The sequence below is a fragment of the Acinetobacter sp. genome (assembly GCF_049284435.1).
GTDB lineage: Bacteria > Pseudomonadota > Gammaproteobacteria > Pseudomonadales > Moraxellaceae > Acinetobacter.
On sequence record NZ_JBAPXX010000135.1, the window covers coordinates 31,959 to 50,211 of the forward strand.

General features: G+C 44.3%; 13 protein-coding genes. 12 read left to right on the plus strand and 1 reads right to left on the minus strand.

Features of this window, described 5'->3' with window-relative positions; all coding sequences use genetic code 11:
• The first annotated feature begins 544 nt into the window (after positions 1 to 544).
• The 12 genes from WAK81_RS11660 to WAK81_RS11715 all read left to right on the plus strand — a co-directional run bounded on the left by WAK81_RS11660 (position 545) and on the right by WAK81_RS11715 (position 17,203).
• Positions 545 to 1,420 (plus strand): MetQ/NlpA family ABC transporter substrate-binding protein, encoded by an 876-nt coding sequence (locus tag WAK81_RS11660; RefSeq protein WP_422196954.1) that lies wholly within the window; start codon positions 545 to 547, stop codon positions 1,418 to 1,420.
• 76 nt (positions 1,421 to 1,496) lie between these two features.
• Positions 1,497 to 2,522 (plus strand): methionine ABC transporter ATP-binding protein, encoded by a 1,026-nt coding sequence (locus WAK81_RS11665; protein WP_422196956.1) that lies wholly within the window; start codon positions 1,497 to 1,499, stop codon positions 2,520 to 2,522.
• Positions 2,519 to 3,214: a methionine ABC transporter permease gene (locus WAK81_RS11670; RefSeq protein WP_004279923.1), complete on the plus strand. Its 696-nt coding sequence runs from the start codon at positions 2,519 to 2,521 to the stop codon at positions 3,212 to 3,214. The genes WAK81_RS11665 and WAK81_RS11670 overlap by 4 nt, the downstream gene beginning before the upstream one ends.
• 357 nt (positions 3,215 to 3,571) lie before the next feature.
• The gene (gene dnaE, locus WAK81_RS11675) at positions 3,572 to 7,144 is read left to right on the plus strand and encodes a DNA polymerase III subunit alpha (protein WP_422196959.1); all 3,573 of its coding nucleotides are present in this window, start codon (positions 3,572 to 3,574) and stop codon (positions 7,142 to 7,144) included.
• A 37-nt stretch (positions 7,145 to 7,181) separates the two neighbouring features.
• Complete coding sequence (locus WAK81_RS11680) at positions 7,182 to 8,030, plus strand: RNA methyltransferase (protein ID WP_422196961.1); 849 nt, start codon at positions 7,182 to 7,184, stop codon at positions 8,028 to 8,030.
• A complete protein-coding gene (gene cysE / locus WAK81_RS11685; RefSeq protein WP_422196997.1) occupies positions 8,006 to 8,839 on the plus strand; it encodes a serine O-acetyltransferase in 834 nt (277 codons plus the stop codon). The genes WAK81_RS11680 and cysE overlap by 25 nt, the downstream gene beginning before the upstream one ends.
• A 117-nt stretch (positions 8,840 to 8,956) precedes the next feature.
• On the plus strand, positions 8,957 to 9,907 hold the full coding sequence (locus WAK81_RS11690) for an ABUW_2363 family tetratricopeptide repeat lipoprotein (protein ID WP_422196963.1): 951 nt from the start codon (positions 8,957 to 8,959) through the stop codon (positions 9,905 to 9,907).
• A 120-nt stretch (positions 9,908 to 10,027) separates the two neighbouring features.
• The gene (locus WAK81_RS11695) at positions 10,028 to 12,034 is read left to right on the plus strand and encodes an esterase/lipase family protein (RefSeq protein WP_422196965.1); all 2,007 of its coding nucleotides are present in this window, start codon (positions 10,028 to 10,030) and stop codon (positions 12,032 to 12,034) included.
• Between the two features lie 336 nt (positions 12,035 to 12,370).
• Complete coding sequence (mutS, locus tag WAK81_RS11700) at positions 12,371 to 15,019, plus strand: DNA mismatch repair protein MutS (protein WP_422196967.1); 2,649 nt, start codon at positions 12,371 to 12,373, stop codon at positions 15,017 to 15,019.
• Between the two features lie 204 nt (positions 15,020 to 15,223).
• Positions 15,224 to 15,547, plus strand: coding sequence for a ferredoxin FdxA (fdxA, locus tag WAK81_RS11705; protein ID WP_004279936.1), 324 nt, complete (start codon positions 15,224 to 15,226; stop codon positions 15,545 to 15,547).
• A gap of 138 nt (positions 15,548 to 15,685) precedes the next feature.
• Positions 15,686 to 16,405: a D-Ala-D-Ala carboxypeptidase family metallohydrolase gene (locus WAK81_RS11710; RefSeq protein ID WP_422196969.1), complete on the plus strand. Its 720-nt coding sequence runs from the start codon at positions 15,686 to 15,688 to the stop codon at positions 16,403 to 16,405.
• A gap of 132 nt (positions 16,406 to 16,537) precedes the next feature.
• Entirely contained in the window at positions 16,538 to 17,203 is a 666-nt protein-coding gene (locus WAK81_RS11715) for an O-methyltransferase (protein ID WP_422196971.1), read from the plus strand.
• Positions 17,204 to 17,371: 168 nt separating this feature from the next.
• On the opposite strand, the gene WAK81_RS11720 is transcribed toward WAK81_RS11715, so the two are convergent.
• Positions 17,372 to 18,214, minus strand: a complete 843-nt coding sequence (locus tag WAK81_RS11720; RefSeq protein ID WP_422196973.1) for a universal stress protein — start codon at positions 18,212 to 18,214, stop codon at positions 17,372 to 17,374.
• Between the last annotated feature and the right edge of the window lie 39 nt (positions 18,215 to 18,253).

An 18,253-nucleotide genomic window follows, 5' to 3' on the forward strand; every position in this document is an offset into this window, starting at 1 on the left:
GAGCATGAAGGGAAGATTTATCTCGTTAATGATAGAATTTTCTTGATTTCCCAAAAATCAGATATTTTTCCTATATTTATCTATATGCATTTTTCATATTTCTATCTTACAAAATCTTATAAAGATCACTATTTATACACATCTATTAAAACTATATTTTCAATATAAATAATATATTGTTTTAATTAATATTTTCTTTAAAAGATCTTTTTTATATTCGACTAAAGAGATAAGCAAGGCTTTTCTATCCAGTATATCGAATATAGATTTATTGCTATGATATTCGCAACTTCAGAGCACCCAAACCTTGCCATGTACTTATAAAATATCTATTTTCTCTCTCCAAAATAGATCAAGCACATTAGGTTTGGGCTGCCTCTGACTTGATCAAGTTCACCAGAACTGTTGCTGCACGCTTGCATCTTCCGACTTCAAGCTCTCTTCAACCATGATCAAGCCACATACTTAGATCGTAATAAAACTCTTATTTAACACGATTTAAAAATGCTTATACTTTAAGCAAGAATAGAATTAGGACAATTTCATGAAAAAGTTACTTGGCGTTATCTTGAGTGCCTCTGTATTGACTTTAACTGGGTGTGGTAAACAGGAAGCGCCTGCGAATGATGCAACGCAAAGCAAAGATGCAAATGGTCTTCAGACTGTAACTATGGCTTCGACCGGTTCAGATGCAGACGTATGGCGTTATATCGCGACACTGCCTGAAACCAAAGCAGCCGGCATCAAACTTGATGTGAAAAATTTCACTGACTACGTGTCAATGAACACGGCAGTAGCCAACAAAGAAATTGATGTGAATGCATTCCAGTCTTATGCCTATATGGTGGCTTATAACGATGCCAACACAGCCAAAATTGCACCTCTATCTACCACTTATTTAGAGCCAATGGGCATTTACTCAAGCAAAGTAAAATCTTTAAATGAGTTTAAAACCGGTGCGACCATTGCCATTCCGAATGACGGCGCAAACGAATCACGTGCATTATTGCTTTTACAATCAGCAGGCTTGGTTAAATTAAAAGCTGGTTTTGACAATGTTAAAGGTACAACTTCTGATGTGACCGAAAATGCAAAACAAATCGTGATTAAGCCAATTCAAATGGCGACTGCAGTACGCGTAAAAGACGAAGTTGATGCGATTGTGCTGGGCAATACCCTGGCAATGGAAGGTGGTTTAAACGTATTGAAAGATGCGATTTACTATGAGCCGATTGATCAAAGCACAAAAATGAACGTCAACGTATTAGCGGTTGCAGCAGACCGTCAAAATGATCCTGTCATGCAAAAAGTGGGTGCGTTGTATCATACGCCAGCAGTAAAAGCATATGTTGATGAACATTTTGGTGGTACTAAAGTTGCGGTAAACAAACCTGTGACGTATTTAACTGAATCAAAATAGTACTATAATAGACTTTTAGAACAGGCAAGGACGATTTCTTGCCTGTTTTTTTATCCGTGATGCAGTTTTTGACACTATGATTGAATTTAAAGATATTTCAAAACAGTATGAGCTTAAGGGTCAAACCTTACATGCCTTGAATCAGATTAATCTTCAGATTCCAACCGGCAGTATTTTTGGCATCATCGGTTATAGTGGTGCCGGTAAAAGCACCCTCATCCGTCTGATTAACCTGCTTGAGCGCCCAAGTTCAGGCCGAATTATCATTAACGGAACAGATTTTACCGCACTCGACGCCAAAGCATTACGTCAAGAACGTGCCAGCATCGGGATGATTTTCCAGCATTTCAATTTAATGCAAACCAAAACCGTGGCAGCCAATATCGAAATGCCAATGAAACTCCTGGGCTGGAGCAAGGCAGAACGGGAAAAACGCCTTGAAGAATTATTAGACTTTATTGACCTGAAACATAAACGTCATGCTTTTCCAGATGAATTGTCTGGTGGCCAAAAGCAGCGTGTCGGCATTGCCCGTGCCTTTGCCAATCATCCAAAAATTTTACTCTGTGATGAAGCGACTTCTGCACTTGATCCGCAAACCACCAAATCTGTTCTACAGCTACTTAAAAAAATTAATGAAGAACAAGGCATCACTATTGTTATGGTCACCCATGAAATGGATGTGATTGAAACCGTGTGTGATTATGTCGCCGTGATGGAAAAAGGTGATGTGATTGAAACCGGTAGTACCTTACAAATATTTAGCCAGCCGCAGCACCCGACCACCAAGAATTTTATTCAGACTGTACTTCAGCAACATTTGCCGATCAATATTCTGAATAATCTGGAAAACCAGAATCATAACAGTATTTACTGCCTGAAATTCCTCGGCAGTTCGGCACAGGAAACCGTAATACAAGCGGTGATTAAACAGTTTGATATCAGTTTAAATATTCTGTTTGCCAACATGACTGAAATTAATGGCGCGGTCATTGGCCAGATGTTCATTCAGCTACTAGGTGATACGCAAGAAATTCAGACAGCAATAAAATTCCTTGAACAACACGGCGTACAAGTCGATCAGGCGGGAGTACAGGCATGAGAGATTTAATTGTACAGTGGCTGACGACGATCACTGCACCGTTCTGGAAAAGCTCCCTGTCGATAGATCAGTTCGTGACAGCGCTGCAAGAAACCTTTCATATGGTGTTCTTCGCGATGCTGTTTGGCTGTATCTGGGGCTTCATTCAGGCGATTACCCTGCTGGTGACACGTCCTAATGGAATTCTGCCGAATCGTGTGATTTATCACGGTCTCAATCCGATTGTGAATGCGCTGCGTTCCCTGCCGTTTATTATCTTGCTGATTGCAGTCATTCCACTGACCAAGTTAATCGTCGGCACATCGATTGGTACATGGGCAGCGATTGTTCCATTGACTATTTATGTCGGCCCATACATTGGTCGCCTGATTGAAACATCTTTGCTTGAAGTGAATGAAGGTATTATCGAATCTGCTCAAGCCATGGGTGCGACGCCAATGCAGATTATCTTTAAGTTTATTCTGCCGGAAGCGCGTAGCTCACTCATTCTAAACTTGACTACTGCTACCATCAGTTTGATTGGTGCAACGGCAATGGCCGGTGCTGTCGGTGCCGGGGGTATTGGTGACTTGGCGATTTCTTACGGTTATCAGCGTTTTGATACCTCTGTAGTCATCATGACGGTGATCGTATTGCTGATTCTGGTTCAGATTGTACAAAGCCTCGGTGACTGGTTATCCCGACTTCGTTAAGTTAGTTTTTTATGTATGAATAAAGCCCTCTTTTTGAGGGTTTTATTGTTTTTAATACTTACGAACCCTTTCTCATTATTTCAAAGTAAAGTCCTACAACTATTTGATACGTGCCACGGCGACAGGAAGTCGCCCGTTGGTCTGTGGCACATGGAAGTGCCATCAGATCAACAAAGGGGTTTTGTTACTTTTGCCCCGTCAAAAGTAAAAGAAAATATCTTCTAACAACTAACTAAATAATCAGCTTAAAAAATCAAATTCGAACTTGACCTAAAAGTTAGCCATTTCCCCTCATTTTCAAACTGAAACAATAAATCCCATGTTAAACTATTCAATGGTTTTAGCAGGGACTCATCTATGCACTTTGTTCATCTTGGTATTCATACAGAATTTTCGATTACTGAATCCATCGTACGGATACCTGACCTGGTCAAAGCTGCCGAAAAAGAGCAGATGCCTGCCCTTGCGCTAACGGATCTTTCTAACCTGCATGCTGCCGTCAAATTCTATGGCAAATGCCTGGGTAAAGGCATCAAGCCGATTCTGGGTTCCGAAATTCGCCTGAATTATGCCGAACATCGCATGACCTTATTGGCCATGACCAATACCGGCTGGCGCAACCTGACGGAACTGGTCTCTGAAGGCTTTATCAGTGGTCAGCAACTGGATATTCCCTGCGTTCAAAAACAATGGATTTTAAATCAGTCTGAGGACATGATTGCCCTGCTCGGCATGCATTCCGATGTGGGAAAAATGCTGATGAGTTCAAATCCGCAAAAAGCAGAACCGCTGCTGGAAGAATGGGTCGAAAAATTTGGCAATCGTGTTTATCTTGCCCTGACCCGTACCAATCGTCCGGATGAAGACAACTTCATTCTGGAAGCCGTTAAGTTGGCAAAAAAATACAATATCGGTGTGGTCGCACATAATGATGTGCATTTCATGACCCGTGAAGATTATGAAGCGCATGAAGCGCGGGTGTGTATTGCCGATGGTTACGTGCTCGGTGATAATCGCCGCCCTAAAACCTATTCACCTGAACAATATTTCAAATCTGCTGAAGAAATGACGACGTTGTTCTCGGATATTCCATCTGCGATTGAGAACACCTATCACATTGCTAAACGCTGTAATGTCACACTGCAACTGGGCAAATACTTCCTGCCCGATTATCCGATTCCTGAAGGTCATACCATTGATACCTTCTTTGCACACTTGTCCAAAGAAGGTCTGGAAGAACGCCTAAATTTCCTGTATCCGCCTGAACAACGTGATGAAGACTGGCCAGAAATCCGCAAGCCTTATGATGAGCGAATCGAATACGAGATTAATATCATTAACTCGATGGGATTCCCGGGCTACTTCCTGATCGTGATGGACTTCATTCAGTGGTCGAAAAGTAACGGCGTTCCGGTCGGTCCGGGGCGTGGTTCGGGTGCGGGCTCACTGGTGGCCTATAGCTTAAAAATTACCGATCTTGATCCGCTGCGTTATGAACTGCTGTTCGAACGTTTCTTGAACCCGGAACGTGTCTCGATGCCCGACTTCGACGTCGATTTCTGTATCGCAGGCCGTGACCGCGTAATTGACTATGTAGCACGTACCTATGGCCGTGATGCGGTTTCCCAGATTGCAACATTCGGTACTATGGCGGCCAAAGGTGCGATTCGTGATGTTGCACGCGTTTTGGGTAAATCTTATGGTCTGGCGGATCGTATCTCGAAAATGATTCCGACCAAACCTTTAGGTCTAAGCCTGCTTGAGTCGCTGGAAGCTGAACCACAGCTTAAAGATATCGTCACGAATCCATCCAATCCAGACCACGATGATGCAGCCGAAATCTGGGAAATGGCACTTAAACTGGAAGGTATTACCCGAAACACCGGTAAACATGCTGGTGGTGTGGTGATCTCGCCAACCAAAATTACCGATTTCTCTGCGGTCATGTGTGATGCCGATGGTACCGGACGCGTGGCACAGTTCGATAAAGACGATGTCGAATCTGCAGGTCTGGTGAAATTCGACTTCTTGGGTCTGCGTAACCTGACCGTGATTGAAGATGCCGTTAAAAATATCAATAAACGCATCAAAGCGGATAAACCTTTAGATATTGCTTATATCCCGCTTGAAGATAAAGACGCGTATCTGGTCTTTGCCAATGCCAACACCACCGCGGTATTCCAGTTTGAATCCGTGGGCATGAAAAAGATGCTGAAAGAGGCACGCCCGAGCAAGTTTGAAGAAATTATTGCCTTCGTATCGCTGTACCGTCCAGGTCCGATGGATCTGATTCCTGACTTTATTCACCGGATGCATGGTGGTGATTTTGAATATCTGCATCCATTGCTTGAAGGTGTACTAGAACCCACCTACGGGATTATGGTGTATCAGGAACAGGTAATGCAGGCTGCACAGTACTGTGCCGGCTATACCCTCGGTGGTGCGGACTTGTTACGTCGCGCCATGGGTAAGAAAAAACCGGAAGAAATGGTCAAACAGCGCCAGATCTTTATTGAAGGTGCATCGAAAAAAGACATTGATGAAGCCACGGCCAACCATATCTTCGACTATATGGAAAAGTTCGCTGGCTATGGTTTTAACAAATCGCATGCGGCTGCCTATGCTTTGGTTGCTTATCAGACCGCATGGCTAAAAGCGCATTATCCGGCAGAATTCCTGTCTGCGGTATTGACCTCGGAGATGCAGAACACCGACAACGTGGTATTCCTGATTGATGACTGTCGCAAGAATAATCTGGAAGTTTTACCGCCGTCAGTGAATATGTCGCTGTATCAATTCCATGCTATCGATGAGCAAACTATTGTCTATGGTCTGGGGGCGATCAAAGGCGTCGGTGAAGCGGCGATGCAGTCGGTGATTGACTCGCGTGCACAAGAAGGTCCATTCCGTGACTTGTTTGATTTCTGTCATCGTATTGACCTGAAAAAAATTAATAAGCGTACTCTGGAAGCACTGATTCGTTCAGGCGCACTGGATTGCTTAGGCATTGACCGTGCCGACCTGATGGCACAATTGCCTGAAGCGGTTCAAGCTGCAGAACAGGCACGTTCGAATCGTGAAACCGGCATCATGGACCTGTTTGGCGAAGTTGAAGAAGTTCAGCGCAAGCCCTCTAAACCGGTCAAGCCATGGGCAGATGAAGTTCGCCTGAAAGGCGAAAAAGACACACTTGGTCTGTATCTGACTGGTCACCCGATTGATGTGTATCGTAATGAACTAAAATCCTTTGTGCCTTGTCAGATCAATGAGCTGACGCCGACCCGCCGTGGTGTGACCACCGTGTTTGCAGGACTGGTGGTGGATATTGCCAATTTCCCGAACCGGATGATGATGACCCTGGATGATGGTACGGCACGGATTGAGATTTCAGCCAATCACGAACGCTTCAACCGCTTCAAAGAGATTATCCAGCTCGATAAAGTGGTGGTGATCGAAGGCGAAATTTATGAGCGTGAAGGCTTTGACCGTCCGATGGGACGCCTCACCAAAGCATTTAGCCTGAATGAAATTCGCCAGAAACGTGCCAACAGCATCAAGATCACCCTGACAGCCGAGCATTTCAGCAAGAGCTTGAGCCGTGACTTGCAGCAAATTCTGACTCCTTATTGCAATGTTGATATGTCCGCACATATTCCGGTGATTCTGTATCTGGACTATCCGTATGCCACGACTGAACTGCATCTGGGTCTCAACTGGAAAGTCGCCCCACTGGATGAGCTCTTAGCCAAATTGCGTGATTATTTTGGTAAAGAAGCGTTGCATATTGAGTATCAGGTCAAGTCCAAAGCTGCCAAAGCCGTGTCCTATGAACAGGCCAAGCCGGTGGATATTGCTCCGCCGCCTGCGGGCATGAGCATGGATGATGCACTGGAGCTGTATCAGGCTGAATCCCAGCCGCAATATTCATAAATCCTGACCTTTAAAACACCTTAAAATTGGAATCCTCATGAGTCAAATTGACAATGCTGCTGTTTCAGCACATCTCTCCCATGTGCGTATTGTCATGGTCAATACCACTTTACCTGCCAATATCGGCAGTGCCTTACGTGCCATGAAAACCATGGGCATATCCAAGCTGGTTCTGGTAGCGCCAAAAACCTATCCGCATCCGGATATTGACGCGCTGGCAGCGGGTGCAACTGACCTGATCGAGCAAATCGAGATTGTCGAAACCCTTGAAGATGCCATTAAAGACTGCCAGATTGTATTCGGCACCAGCGCACGCAGCCGTACCATTCCTTGGCCGCTGTTAGATGTGCGTCCTGCCGCAGAAAAAGCCATGACAGCTGTTGTTCAAGAGCAGCAGGAAGTCGCGATTTTATTTGGCCGTGAAGACCGTGGTCTGACCAATGAAGAACTGGCGATGGCCAATTATCATCTGACTATTCCTGTGAATACGGACTACGGCGTACTGAATGTAGCTCAGGCGATTCAGGTGATCTGCTATGAGATGCGCATGGCGACGATGAGTCAAATTGAACAGCCACGTGATGCTAAAGCGACCATGCAAGTCATTGATGGCATTGAAATGGAATGGGATGAACCCTTGGTCAATCATGCCCAGATGGAACAGTTCTATCCGCACTTGGAAAAAATGCTGGCAGAAATTGAATTTATGGATCCAAAAAATCCAAGATTATTGCCTTTACGCTTGCGTCGTCTCTTCGGACGTATACAATTAGATCGTATGGAATATCACTTACTTCGTGGTATTTTCAGCCGTGTTCAGGCATTGAACAACGGTACCTGGAAAAAATCTTCACACACATCATCACAGGACGAGGATCAAATCTAATGCTAAAACAGCTCAAAGAAGATATACAAGCTGTCTTTGCGCGCGATCCTGCAGCACGCAATACCTTAGAAGTCTTAACCACTTACCCTGGCATTCATGCGCTGATCATGCATCGCATGGCACATGAGCTATGGAATAAAGACTGTAAAGGAACTGCGCGTGCATTGTCTTCGTTTAGCCGCTTTGCCACCGGCATTGAAATCCATCCCGGCGCAAAAATTGGCCGCCGTTTCTTTATCGATCACGGTATGGGTGTCGTAATTGGCGAAACCGCTGAAATTGGCGATGACGTGACGCTTTATCACGGCGTGACTTTGGGTGGAACGACCTGGAATAAAGGTAAACGTCATCCAACGCTAGAAGATGGCGTAATAGTCGGTGCTGGTGCCAAGATTCTTGGGCCATTTACCGTAGGTAAAAATGCCAAAGTCGGTTCTAATGCGGTCGTCACCAAAGCGGTTCCTGAGAACGCCACAGCTGTGGGCAACCCGGCACGTTTTATCACCAAAGACAAACCCAAAGATGATGCTGAAGCCCGTCGCCGTGACTATGCAGAAAGTATCGGTTTCCAGCCTTATGCAGCAACTGAAGACCAGTCTGATCCGATTCTGGAAGGTATGCGAATTCTGTTGGATCGCATTCAGCAAAATGAAAAACGTATGAATAACTTGTGCAATCGTCTTTCTTTGTTAGATCCGACCTTTAACAAGCAGCAACAGGATGGCCAGCCTTTAAGCAAAAAAGAATTACAGATTCTGGAAGAAGCGCGCCGTGAATGTGAAGCGCAAACCAGCCAATCCAAGGCCTGAATATCACACTTCACTCTGTAACACGGGTTTACTTGCATGATCGTTATAGTTTTCATAGACTGACGATCATGCAATTTTTGAATAGATGTTTTAAAAATAACAGAATGGATGACTATTATGACCTTTAAGCCCTTGGCACTTGCTTGCTTAGCATTCACAATTACTGCGTGTTCGACCACTCCTCAGAAATCTGCTGAGAAACCTGTAGATCAAGTGGTTTTTGTAGAGCCTGAACTGAGCCCACCATTTTATGCTTTAAATCCATTCAATTATAATGAACCGCCTGAATTTGAGGTGCATTTGAAAAAGGCTGCAGCGCAGCCTGTGACCAAGATGGTGGTGACGGATCCTAATGATCCATCCAAGCAATTGACCCTGGATGTGAATAAACTGATTATTCCAGTAGTAGATAGCAATACACGTTCAATGCGTTATGCAGCACTTGCCAATTCAAATGAAATCGATATCACCGAAATTGACGATTTCCTGCAAATGGTCGAAGGTAAGGCACGTCATTATCCACCACGTTTCAGCGATCGTCAGGAACGCCGTGGTTTTGAAGCCAAATTGCGTGAAGTCACCCGGCAACTGGATACTTTAGCGGCCCGTCCAAATGCCTCTTTTGATGTGTTGATGCGTGCTTTTAAAGCCAGCGTGATGGCACGTAACCTGGATCTGGGTTCAGTTTATACCACCAATTCCCTGACCTATGCCCAGCGTATTCTTAAAATTAACCCGGATGATCCTGAAGTCAACTTCTGGTTTGGTTTTGGTCTGTCTGAAGGCGGTGGTCAACGTGAAGCCATCGCTTATCTGGACAAAGCCATGAAAGCTGGAGTTCAGGAGGCTTATCTTTCTGCAGCCAATAACTATATTGCATTGGAACAGAAGAAAAATGCCACTCAAACCTTGGCGAACTATAAGGTGAAATATCCGCAAGAAGCTGAAGTGGCTGACCGCCTGATTCAGGAAATTGAGAAAAATGGCCGCTGGAATGTTTGGCAAATTCTGCAAAGTTCAATACCCGCTCCGGCTACAGAGCCAGCAACAGCACCTGTAAAGCCATAATCAAGATTCGCTTCAATTTGATTACAAATAGACTGCTACGGCGGTCTATTTTTATGGGAAAAAATTAGTAAAATACAAAACATTATCCCGCTTTATAACTTGAATTCAGTGAAAAGTTTTATGCACGAAAAAATAAATAAAAGATTAATGCTGTGCACTTTACTCATCACCAGCGTACTCAGCGGCTGTCAGGTGGTCAGTGTTAAGGAACAGGCCATTAATGTCACGCTGAACAATGAGCGTGACAGTATCTTGACCCGCGACAAGCTCAGTGAATCCAGTCTGAATGTGTTGTCCATGACAGGTCGTGAAGCCCAGATCTGTATTGACCAGCCCGAAGAATGTGTGGAAGATCTTAAAAGTATTCCCCAGATTTTAGATGAACAATTGCTTTCTACAGCAAGTGAATTATATCTGGCCAATTCCTTAAAAAATGCCAAGTCTGCCGAATGCAACACCGGTGTTTTAAACAAAACCCGATCACCGGAAAAACAGCAACAACACAAGCAGAATATCCAGAAATGTCTGGATCAGCAGCTCACTATGCTGGATAAAAGCATTCGTTATAGCTATGCCTATCTGTTTAAAACCGAACGTGCGCCGCAAGAGCGTATTTTTGATAACCGCCAGGTCCAGATTCGTGACTTTTACAACCTGGCGATTGCCCATCTGATTCAACGCTATGCTGAACGTTATGAAGCCAGACAGTCCGGCCAGCGCATTCAGGTCGGTGACAGTGTATACACCCTTGATCTGGAAAATTTTCCACAGCTGAAAAACCAGACCATTGAACAGCTGATGTCTACCTATAATATGAACTTTTCCGGCTTGCGTTCCATCACCCGCCGTGATGGTTTTGGTTCAGAATTTTTAGTGGTTTTACCTGAAGCACAGCAAACTGAGCAGGATAGAAAATATATTGTCGATCCACTCAAGCACAACTATCCAAATGGTAAAAATCCAAACATTCATTCAGCCCGCTATCTGGCGACCACCATTACTGCTGTACCTAAATCCGCAAATTCGACCGAACAGATTTTATCTACTTCAGAGTTTCACCTGAAACTATATGATCCTTATAAACATGAAAAGATTAAGATAGCTTCAAAAGAATATGCACTAGCCGCCAACTTTTCCGCACCTTACGGTTTATGGCTGGCCGAGAACAATCTGGGACGTTTAGCCTATCTGACCCTGATTAATCGCGAAGACAGTCTGAGCATGCCACACCTGTATATGCTGGAACCTTATAATCCGGACAAAAAGGTACTGGTATTGATTCATGGCCTGGCCAGTAGTCCCGAAGCCTGGATTCGTCTGACCAACGACATTATGGGTGATCCGGTATTAAGGGAAAATTTCCAGGTCTGGCAAGTATTTTATTCTACTAATATGCCGATTCTGGAAAGCCGTTTTCAAATTAATGCACTGGTTCAGCAAGGCTTTGCTCGGATTGCGAACAATGCGCCAGCCAAAAAAGATGCAGTACTGGTCGGACACAGTATGGGAGGCGTGATTGCTCGTTTGATGGTCAGTCAAGCCGATATTACTCAAGATGCATTTAAGCTGGTACAAAATACCCGCATTGAACAGTTTAAGGATAACCCACTCTTTAAAGCACGCCTGCAAATGCAGCCTATTCCGAATTTTAGCCGGGCTATTTTTCTGGCGACACCGCATCGTGGGACAGAATATGCCGACCGCTGGCATACCAAAGTGGCCCGTAAAATTATCCGTATACCGGGCGCATTTTTGGGTGCCTTTGCCGATACCCTGCAAGGTGAGATCGGGTTAAACGAATTTGTCAAAGAACTGGGACATGACCTGATTCAGAATGGCCCAAGCGATCTGAGTGAAAATTCGAAATTTACTGCATTAACAAAGGATATTCAGCCTTCTAAAAATATCAAATTTCACTCGATTATCGGTAATACGGTAGATACAAAAGACCCTAAACAGATGAGTGATGGCATTGTTTCATACGAAAGTGCTTACTTGGAAGGTGCAGTATCTAGCAAAGTCATTAAGGGTGGCCACTCGATTCAGGAAACTCCTGAAGCCGTACTGGAATTACGCCGGATTCTAAGATTAAATTTGACCGACCTTGGTCTTTATGATCCGGAATAACCTATTATCTTGATTGAGATTCACCACCGCATGTTCGCATCCGGTGGTTTATTTTTTTAAAATTGCAAATAGTGATGAATAATAATCCATAGTGACAGATCTGAGCGCTGACTTAGAGATTCATCTGGAATTTCATTTCTTTCTAAAAATTAAATTTGATAGACTTGCTGCAATACAGCTTTAAAGCTGAATTGAATCAGCAGATTCATTTCACATTTTCGATCTCCTGTGCTCCATCATGTGGGATTGGCCAGATTGAAAACGTGCTTTAAATTTTCCTGCATAGCCTATTGAGCAGTATTTGCATTTATCTCTTGTTGAAAGGATTTATTTTTAATGACCAGTTCTGAAATTATGGCTGATCTTTCTACCTTAACACCCATGATGCAGCAATACATGTCGGTGAAAATGCAACATCCGCATTCATTGATGTTTTATCGTATGGGTGATTTTTATGAACTGTTCTTTGAAGATGCACACAAGGCAGCCAAGATTTTAGGCATTACCCTGACCCATCGCGGTAAAGCCAATGGTCAGCCGATTCCTATGGCGGGTGTGCCTTATCATGCAGCCGAGGGCTATCTGGCACGTCTGGTCAAAAAAGGCGAAACCGTGGTGATCTGTGAGCAGATTGGTGAGGGCGAGAGTGCAGGCACTCGCGGAAAGGCACCCATGGAGCGTGGGGTGGTTCGGATTATTACGCCGGGCACCCTGACCGATGATGCTATGCTCGGTGCGCATCAGAGTTCGAATCTGGTGGCTTTATGTATTCAGCAGAATCAGATTGGCATTGCACTTCTCGATCTCAGCGCTGGCTTATTTAAAGTACAGCAGCAGGATTATGATCTTAACCAGCTCATGATTGAACTGGCACGTTTGATACCAAGTGAAATTCTGCTGGATGAAAATATCGCTGATCCTACATTGACCGAACAACTCAAACAGCAACTGGATATCTCTGTCACAAAACGTCCCGATGTCGACTTCAACCTGAACAATGCGCAAAAAACCTTATGTGATCAGTTTGCTGTCAGTACGCTTTCAGGTTTCGGGATTGATCATTTGCCTTTAGCCAAAGCGGCGGCTGCAGCACTGATTCACTACGCCAAAGAAACCCAGAAGACTGCGTTACCGCATATCCGTACGATTCAGCTAGAACAGAGTTCAGATTTTATTGCGCTGGATCCGGTCACGCGCCGTAATCTTGAACTGATTGAGCCTTTATTTGAACATGGGACATCTTTATTTCAGCTGATCAATGATTGCCAGACTGCCATGGGGGGACGCTTGCTCAGTCGTACCCTGATGCAACCTCTACGCGATACCGCGCTGCTGGATGAGCGCCTGGATGCCATTCAAGCCCTGCTGCAAGCTTTCCATGAAGTACCTGTACGTCTGGTACTTAAAGAAATTAGCGATATTGAACGTGTACTGAGCCGTATTGCGCTTGGCAGTGCCCGTCCACGGGATCTGGTACAACTGCGTCAGGCCTGTGCGCAAATTCCATTTTTACGCCATGCACTGCAACCGATTGTGGGTCAGCAACAGTCCAGGCTTTTAGTACAACTCAATGAAGAGCTAGGCGACTTCCATGGTTTGCATCAACGCCTGATGTCCGCCATTGTGGAAAATCCGCCCGTCCTGCTTCGTGATGGTAATGTCATTGCAGAAGGTTTCGACAGTGAACTGGACGAATTACGTCAGATTCGTGATCATGCCAGCCAGTTCCTGATTGATCTGGAAATTAAAGAGCGTGAAGCCAGTGGCATTCCGGGACTGAAAATTGGCTACAATCGCGTCAGTGGCTACTATATTGAGCTGACCCGCGCACAAGCCGAACAAGCACCTGAGCACTATATCCGCCGGCAAACCCTGAAAAATGCCGAACGTTACATCACGCCTGAACTCAAAGCATTTGAAGACAAAGTCTTATCTAGCGAATCGCGTGCATTGGCCCGTGAAAAAATGCTGTTTGAAATGCTGCTGGATGAACTCCGTCAGGATATCGGCAATTTACAGATGATGAACAGCGCCATTGCCCAGATTGATCTGATTGCTAATTTTGCCCATCAGGCGCGTTTACGCAACTGGTCGCGTCCAAAATTCAGCCCTGAGGTCGGAGTCAGTATCACTGCCGGACGACATCCAGTGGTAGAAGCCCTCAGTAAAACGGCCTTTACCCCGAACGATACGCGACTAGATTTTTCCCATCGGATGGCGATTATTACCGGTCCGAATATGGGTGGTAAATCCACCTTTATGCGCCAGACTGCATTGATCGTGTTGCTGGCTTATTGTGGCGCCTATGTTCCAGCGCAAGCTGCAACTTTAGGTCCGGTTGACCGTGTCTTTACCCGTATTGGCTCTGCTGATGATTTGTCTACAGGCAAATCGACTTTTATGGTGGAAATGACAGAAACGTCGCAAATCCTGCATCATGCCACCAGCCAGTCTTTGGTACTGATGGATGAAGTTGGCCGTGGAACCAGTACCTATGATGGCTTGTCTCTGGCTTGGGCCTGTGTGCTAGATCTGACGAAACGCATTCAATGTTTATGTCTATTCGCCACTCATTATTTCGAACTGACTGAACTGGATAAGGAAAGTGGCATTGATAACTACCATGTTACGGCTAAAGAACTAAATGGCAATCTAATTTTATTGCATAAGGTGCAACATGGCCCAGCCAGTCAGAGTCATGGCTTGCAGGTCGCCAAACTGGCGGGTATTCCAGCTGCAGTGATTAAAGAAGCGCAAAATCGCTTAAAGATTCTGGAAAAGCAGCATCAGGCCAAGCCACTGAGTCCACAGCATGATCTGTTTGCGATGCCTGAAATGATGGAGCCTGTGGAACGCATCATCGAAATTGAGAAAGAGTCGCCTGCACTGGGCTTACTCGAAGATATCGATGTGGATAGTTTAACTCCGCGTGAAGCCTTGCAGCAGTTATATGCGCTCAAAGACCTGATCAAACAGCCAAGTTAATTCTCGGTCCTAGACCTCATCTGGCATGGGGTCAATGTCCTGAATATACCGATGAATGCTGGAATTCATCGGTATGCGACCTTTTTTCAAATTTAACAGCCCTATATATAACAAATATCAATAAAAGGAATTGTTAGTTCCCCCTGTTTTTGCCTAAAATACAGCATTCGTAATTAGAACCATATTTTTTAGGTAGCTGTCGCCATGACCTTCGTTGTCACTGAAAATTGTATTAAATGTAAATATCAAGACTGTGTTGAAGTTTGCCCTGTAGACTGTTTCTATGAAGGTCCTAACTTCCTTGTGATTAACCCGGACGAATGTATCGACTGTGCGTTATGCGAACCTGAATGCCCGGCAAATGCAATTTTCTCTGAAGACGAATTACCAGAGGGTCAAGAAGTCTTTATTGAACTGAATGCTGACCTGTCACAAAAATGGCCAAATATCACACAAATTGGTGATCAGCCAGCAGACCGTGAAGAATGGAATGGTAAAGCAGACAAATTACAATACCTTGAAAAGTAATTAGTTTAAACTTTAAAAGATCAGCAAATGCTGATCTTTTTTTATACTCAACGCACACATTTCATTGCAATATTCTCCAAATTTCTCCCTATATTTAGTCTAAAATAGCGCTATTTTGTAAATATCTGATTTCTATAAATGAAGAACTTGTTAAAGGGATTATTGAGTCTTTGTATAATTCCTCTTGTTTTTGTGGGCTGTACCACGATCACAAAACAACCTGGACAGGCCACCACACCTGCTGGAAAACGGATTTACATTCCACAAGAACGTGTTCAATACGATCGTAAAGCCCACCCGAAAACTGTACCTTATGTGTATACCCATTGGGTATCGGCACTGGATAATTTGTCACGCGTGCGTGAATATGAGGTTTTTCTGGAACGTCATGGGGTTGGCAATATCATTCCGAGTTTCGAGTTAATGCGTACTGCACGTGATTGGGCCAAGTGTGGTCGTTCCCAATACATGATTCCAAGCCGTGAATTATGGGCGAATCAGATCCCGACTTTAAAAGTCTTTAAATATCTGGTTGCAGCCAATGTACTGACTGATTTTGAAGTCACATCAGTCTATCGTGACCTGCCTTTGAACCAGTGTGCCGGTGGTGCAAATTCTTCACGCCATCTGTACAACTCTGCGATCGATTTCCGTATTGGGCCTGAATATCCGCAGGCACAGGATTATAGTTATATTGAAAATACCAAGTTCAAATTGTGTCAGTTCTGGGTGCAGCATGGTCAAAGTCTGAATATGGGACTTGGAATGTATGCTTCTGGCCAAATCCATATTGATACCCAAGGTTATCGTACCTGGGGACCGAGTTTAGGCCGTAATTCTTCGATGTGTAATTACTAAGTCATCACAACCGCTCTACAAAGTTCATTCAGGACTTTGTAGAGCCTAAAAAATCAGCACCTATAGAACAATAAATTGCGCTCTGCCGCGAAAAGTTTAAAATGCACGCATCGCAATCGAGGTGCTAAGACTATGCAACAAATGTGGACAGACATTGATCACTACATTGATTCACATTTAATTCCTGAAGACCCTATTCTCAATCAAACTCTTGAGAATACCGCAGCGCACGGTTTTCCTGATCACCTGGCTGTAGCACCGAATCAAGGCATGTTGTTGCAGATGCTGATCCAGATGAACCGATGTAAACGTGTACTGGAACTCGGCACATTTGCAGCATATAGCACCATGTGGCTGGCACGTGCCTTGCCGGAGGATGGCTATATCCTGACCATTGAAGGACGTGATACCCATGCGGCAATGGGACAGGAAAATATTGATCGCGCGCGGCTTAAACAGACCGTCGAACTGAAATGTGGCCGTGCAGCAGATGTGCTTAAAGCCCTGCCTGAAGATACTGAAGCTTTCGATTTCATCTTTGTTGATGCAGATAAACAGAGTTATCCGGAATATCTGGAACTCAGTTTAAACCTGTCGCACTCAGGTACACTTATTTTTCTGGACAATGTGATTCGTGCGGGTGAAATCATTAATCCGGACAATAACAAGCCAAGTATTGAAGGCATTCGTGACATGTTTAAAGCGCTTCAAAATCATCCACGTATCTTGTCATGCACTGCTTTACAAACGGTTGGCAGCAAAGGACATGATGGTTTTGCACTCGCGATTGTGAAATAAAACAAGAAGAACAAAAATCACCCAACCACATATTTCTTATAAATAACATATGCTTATAAATATTAACCACAGAGTTATCCACAACATATGAGGATAACTCTGGTCATTTTTAAATCAAGCTGTAACAATTTACGATTAGACTTCGCGCTTGGCTATTTTATGCAATCCTCACTTCGCAACCAGTAAAGGTACTTTGGAATTCCGGAAAATCGTGGTGGCGATGCTCCCCAAGAAGAACTGGTGAATTTTACTGTGACTAAATGCACCCAACACGATCAGCTGAATTTCGAGCTCCTGTTGATAGGTCAGAATATTTTCTGCGACATCGCCATAGCGGTATTGTGGCACCACATCTAAACCGGCCTGATTTAAATATTGCAAAGGCTCATTCAGAATTTCAGCATGATCACCGATATATAACAGATGACATTGCAATAAGCGCAGCAGATCACTTTCCGCAATCCGTTTCATCATCTTGATACAGGTCGGTGAATATTCATAGGCGAAAATAAATCGTGTCGGTGGCTTAAACTGCTCTCCGACTGTCATCACGGTACAATTGGCACCACGAATAAAATTTTCCACATTGGTGCCAATCGGTTTGTTTTTTTCAGCCGAGCGTTCACCGAGCAATCCAATTACTGCGATATCATCAGGCTGCAGGATTTGGAAGCTTTGTTCCAGAAAATCACCTTTTTCCTGAATATGTGTAGTTTGAATACCGTGTTCCGCCAGAATCCGCTCGGAAATGTGTTGCAGCAGGTTATTGCTATAATCGAGGGCGATTTCACTTTGTTTTTGTTCAAGCTCGGCTAATTCTTTCAGTAACATGGCATTACTTTCAAAGCCAATAACCCCGCTGATTTCCCCCAGATGATAACTGGCCGGGTAATAATCCAAAACCTGTAACAGGACCAGTTCACGGCCTGTCTGTTTGGCAATCCATGCCGCCGCGTCTGCCAGCGCGTTTATGCATGGTGATGAGTCGATGCAGGCGATGACACGTTTCATGTTTAGCCTCTCTTCTATTTATGATAAAAATTTCTTAGT

Bases quoted from the DNA above. Each gene is read 5' to 3' on its own strand.
- WAK81_RS11660 (WP_422196954.1), top strand. From the start codon at position 545: ATGAAAAAGTTACTTGGCGTTATCTTGAGTGCCTCTGTATTGACTTTA.
- WAK81_RS11710 (WP_422196969.1), top strand. From the start codon at position 15,686: ATGAAGAACTTGTTAAAGGGATTATTGAGTCTTTGTATAATTCCTCTT.
- WAK81_RS11720 (WP_422196973.1), bottom strand. From the start codon at position 18,214: ATGAAACGTGTCATCGCCTGCATCGACTCATCACCATGCATAAACGCG.
- dnaE (WP_422196959.1), top strand. From the start codon at position 3,572: ATGCACTTTGTTCATCTTGGTATTCATACAGAATTTTCGATTACTGAA.
- WAK81_RS11690 (WP_422196963.1), top strand. From the start codon at position 8,957: ATGACCTTTAAGCCCTTGGCACTTGCTTGCTTAGCATTCACAATTACT.
- fdxA (WP_004279936.1), top strand. From the start codon at position 15,224: ATGACCTTCGTTGTCACTGAAAATTGTATTAAATGTAAATATCAAGAC.
- mutS (WP_422196967.1), top strand. From the start codon at position 12,371: ATGACCAGTTCTGAAATTATGGCTGATCTTTCTACCTTAACACCCATG.
- WAK81_RS11695 (WP_422196965.1), top strand. From the start codon at position 10,028: ATGCACGAAAAAATAAATAAAAGATTAATGCTGTGCACTTTACTCATC.
- WAK81_RS11680 (WP_422196961.1), top strand. From the start codon at position 7,182: ATGAGTCAAATTGACAATGCTGCTGTTTCAGCACATCTCTCCCATGTG.
- WAK81_RS11715 (WP_422196971.1), top strand. From the start codon at position 16,538: ATGCAACAAATGTGGACAGACATTGATCACTACATTGATTCACATTTA.
- WAK81_RS11665 (WP_422196956.1), top strand. From the start codon at position 1,497: ATGATTGAATTTAAAGATATTTCAAAACAGTATGAGCTTAAGGGTCAA.
- WAK81_RS11670 (WP_004279923.1), top strand. From the start codon at position 2,519: ATGAGAGATTTAATTGTACAGTGGCTGACGACGATCACTGCACCGTTC.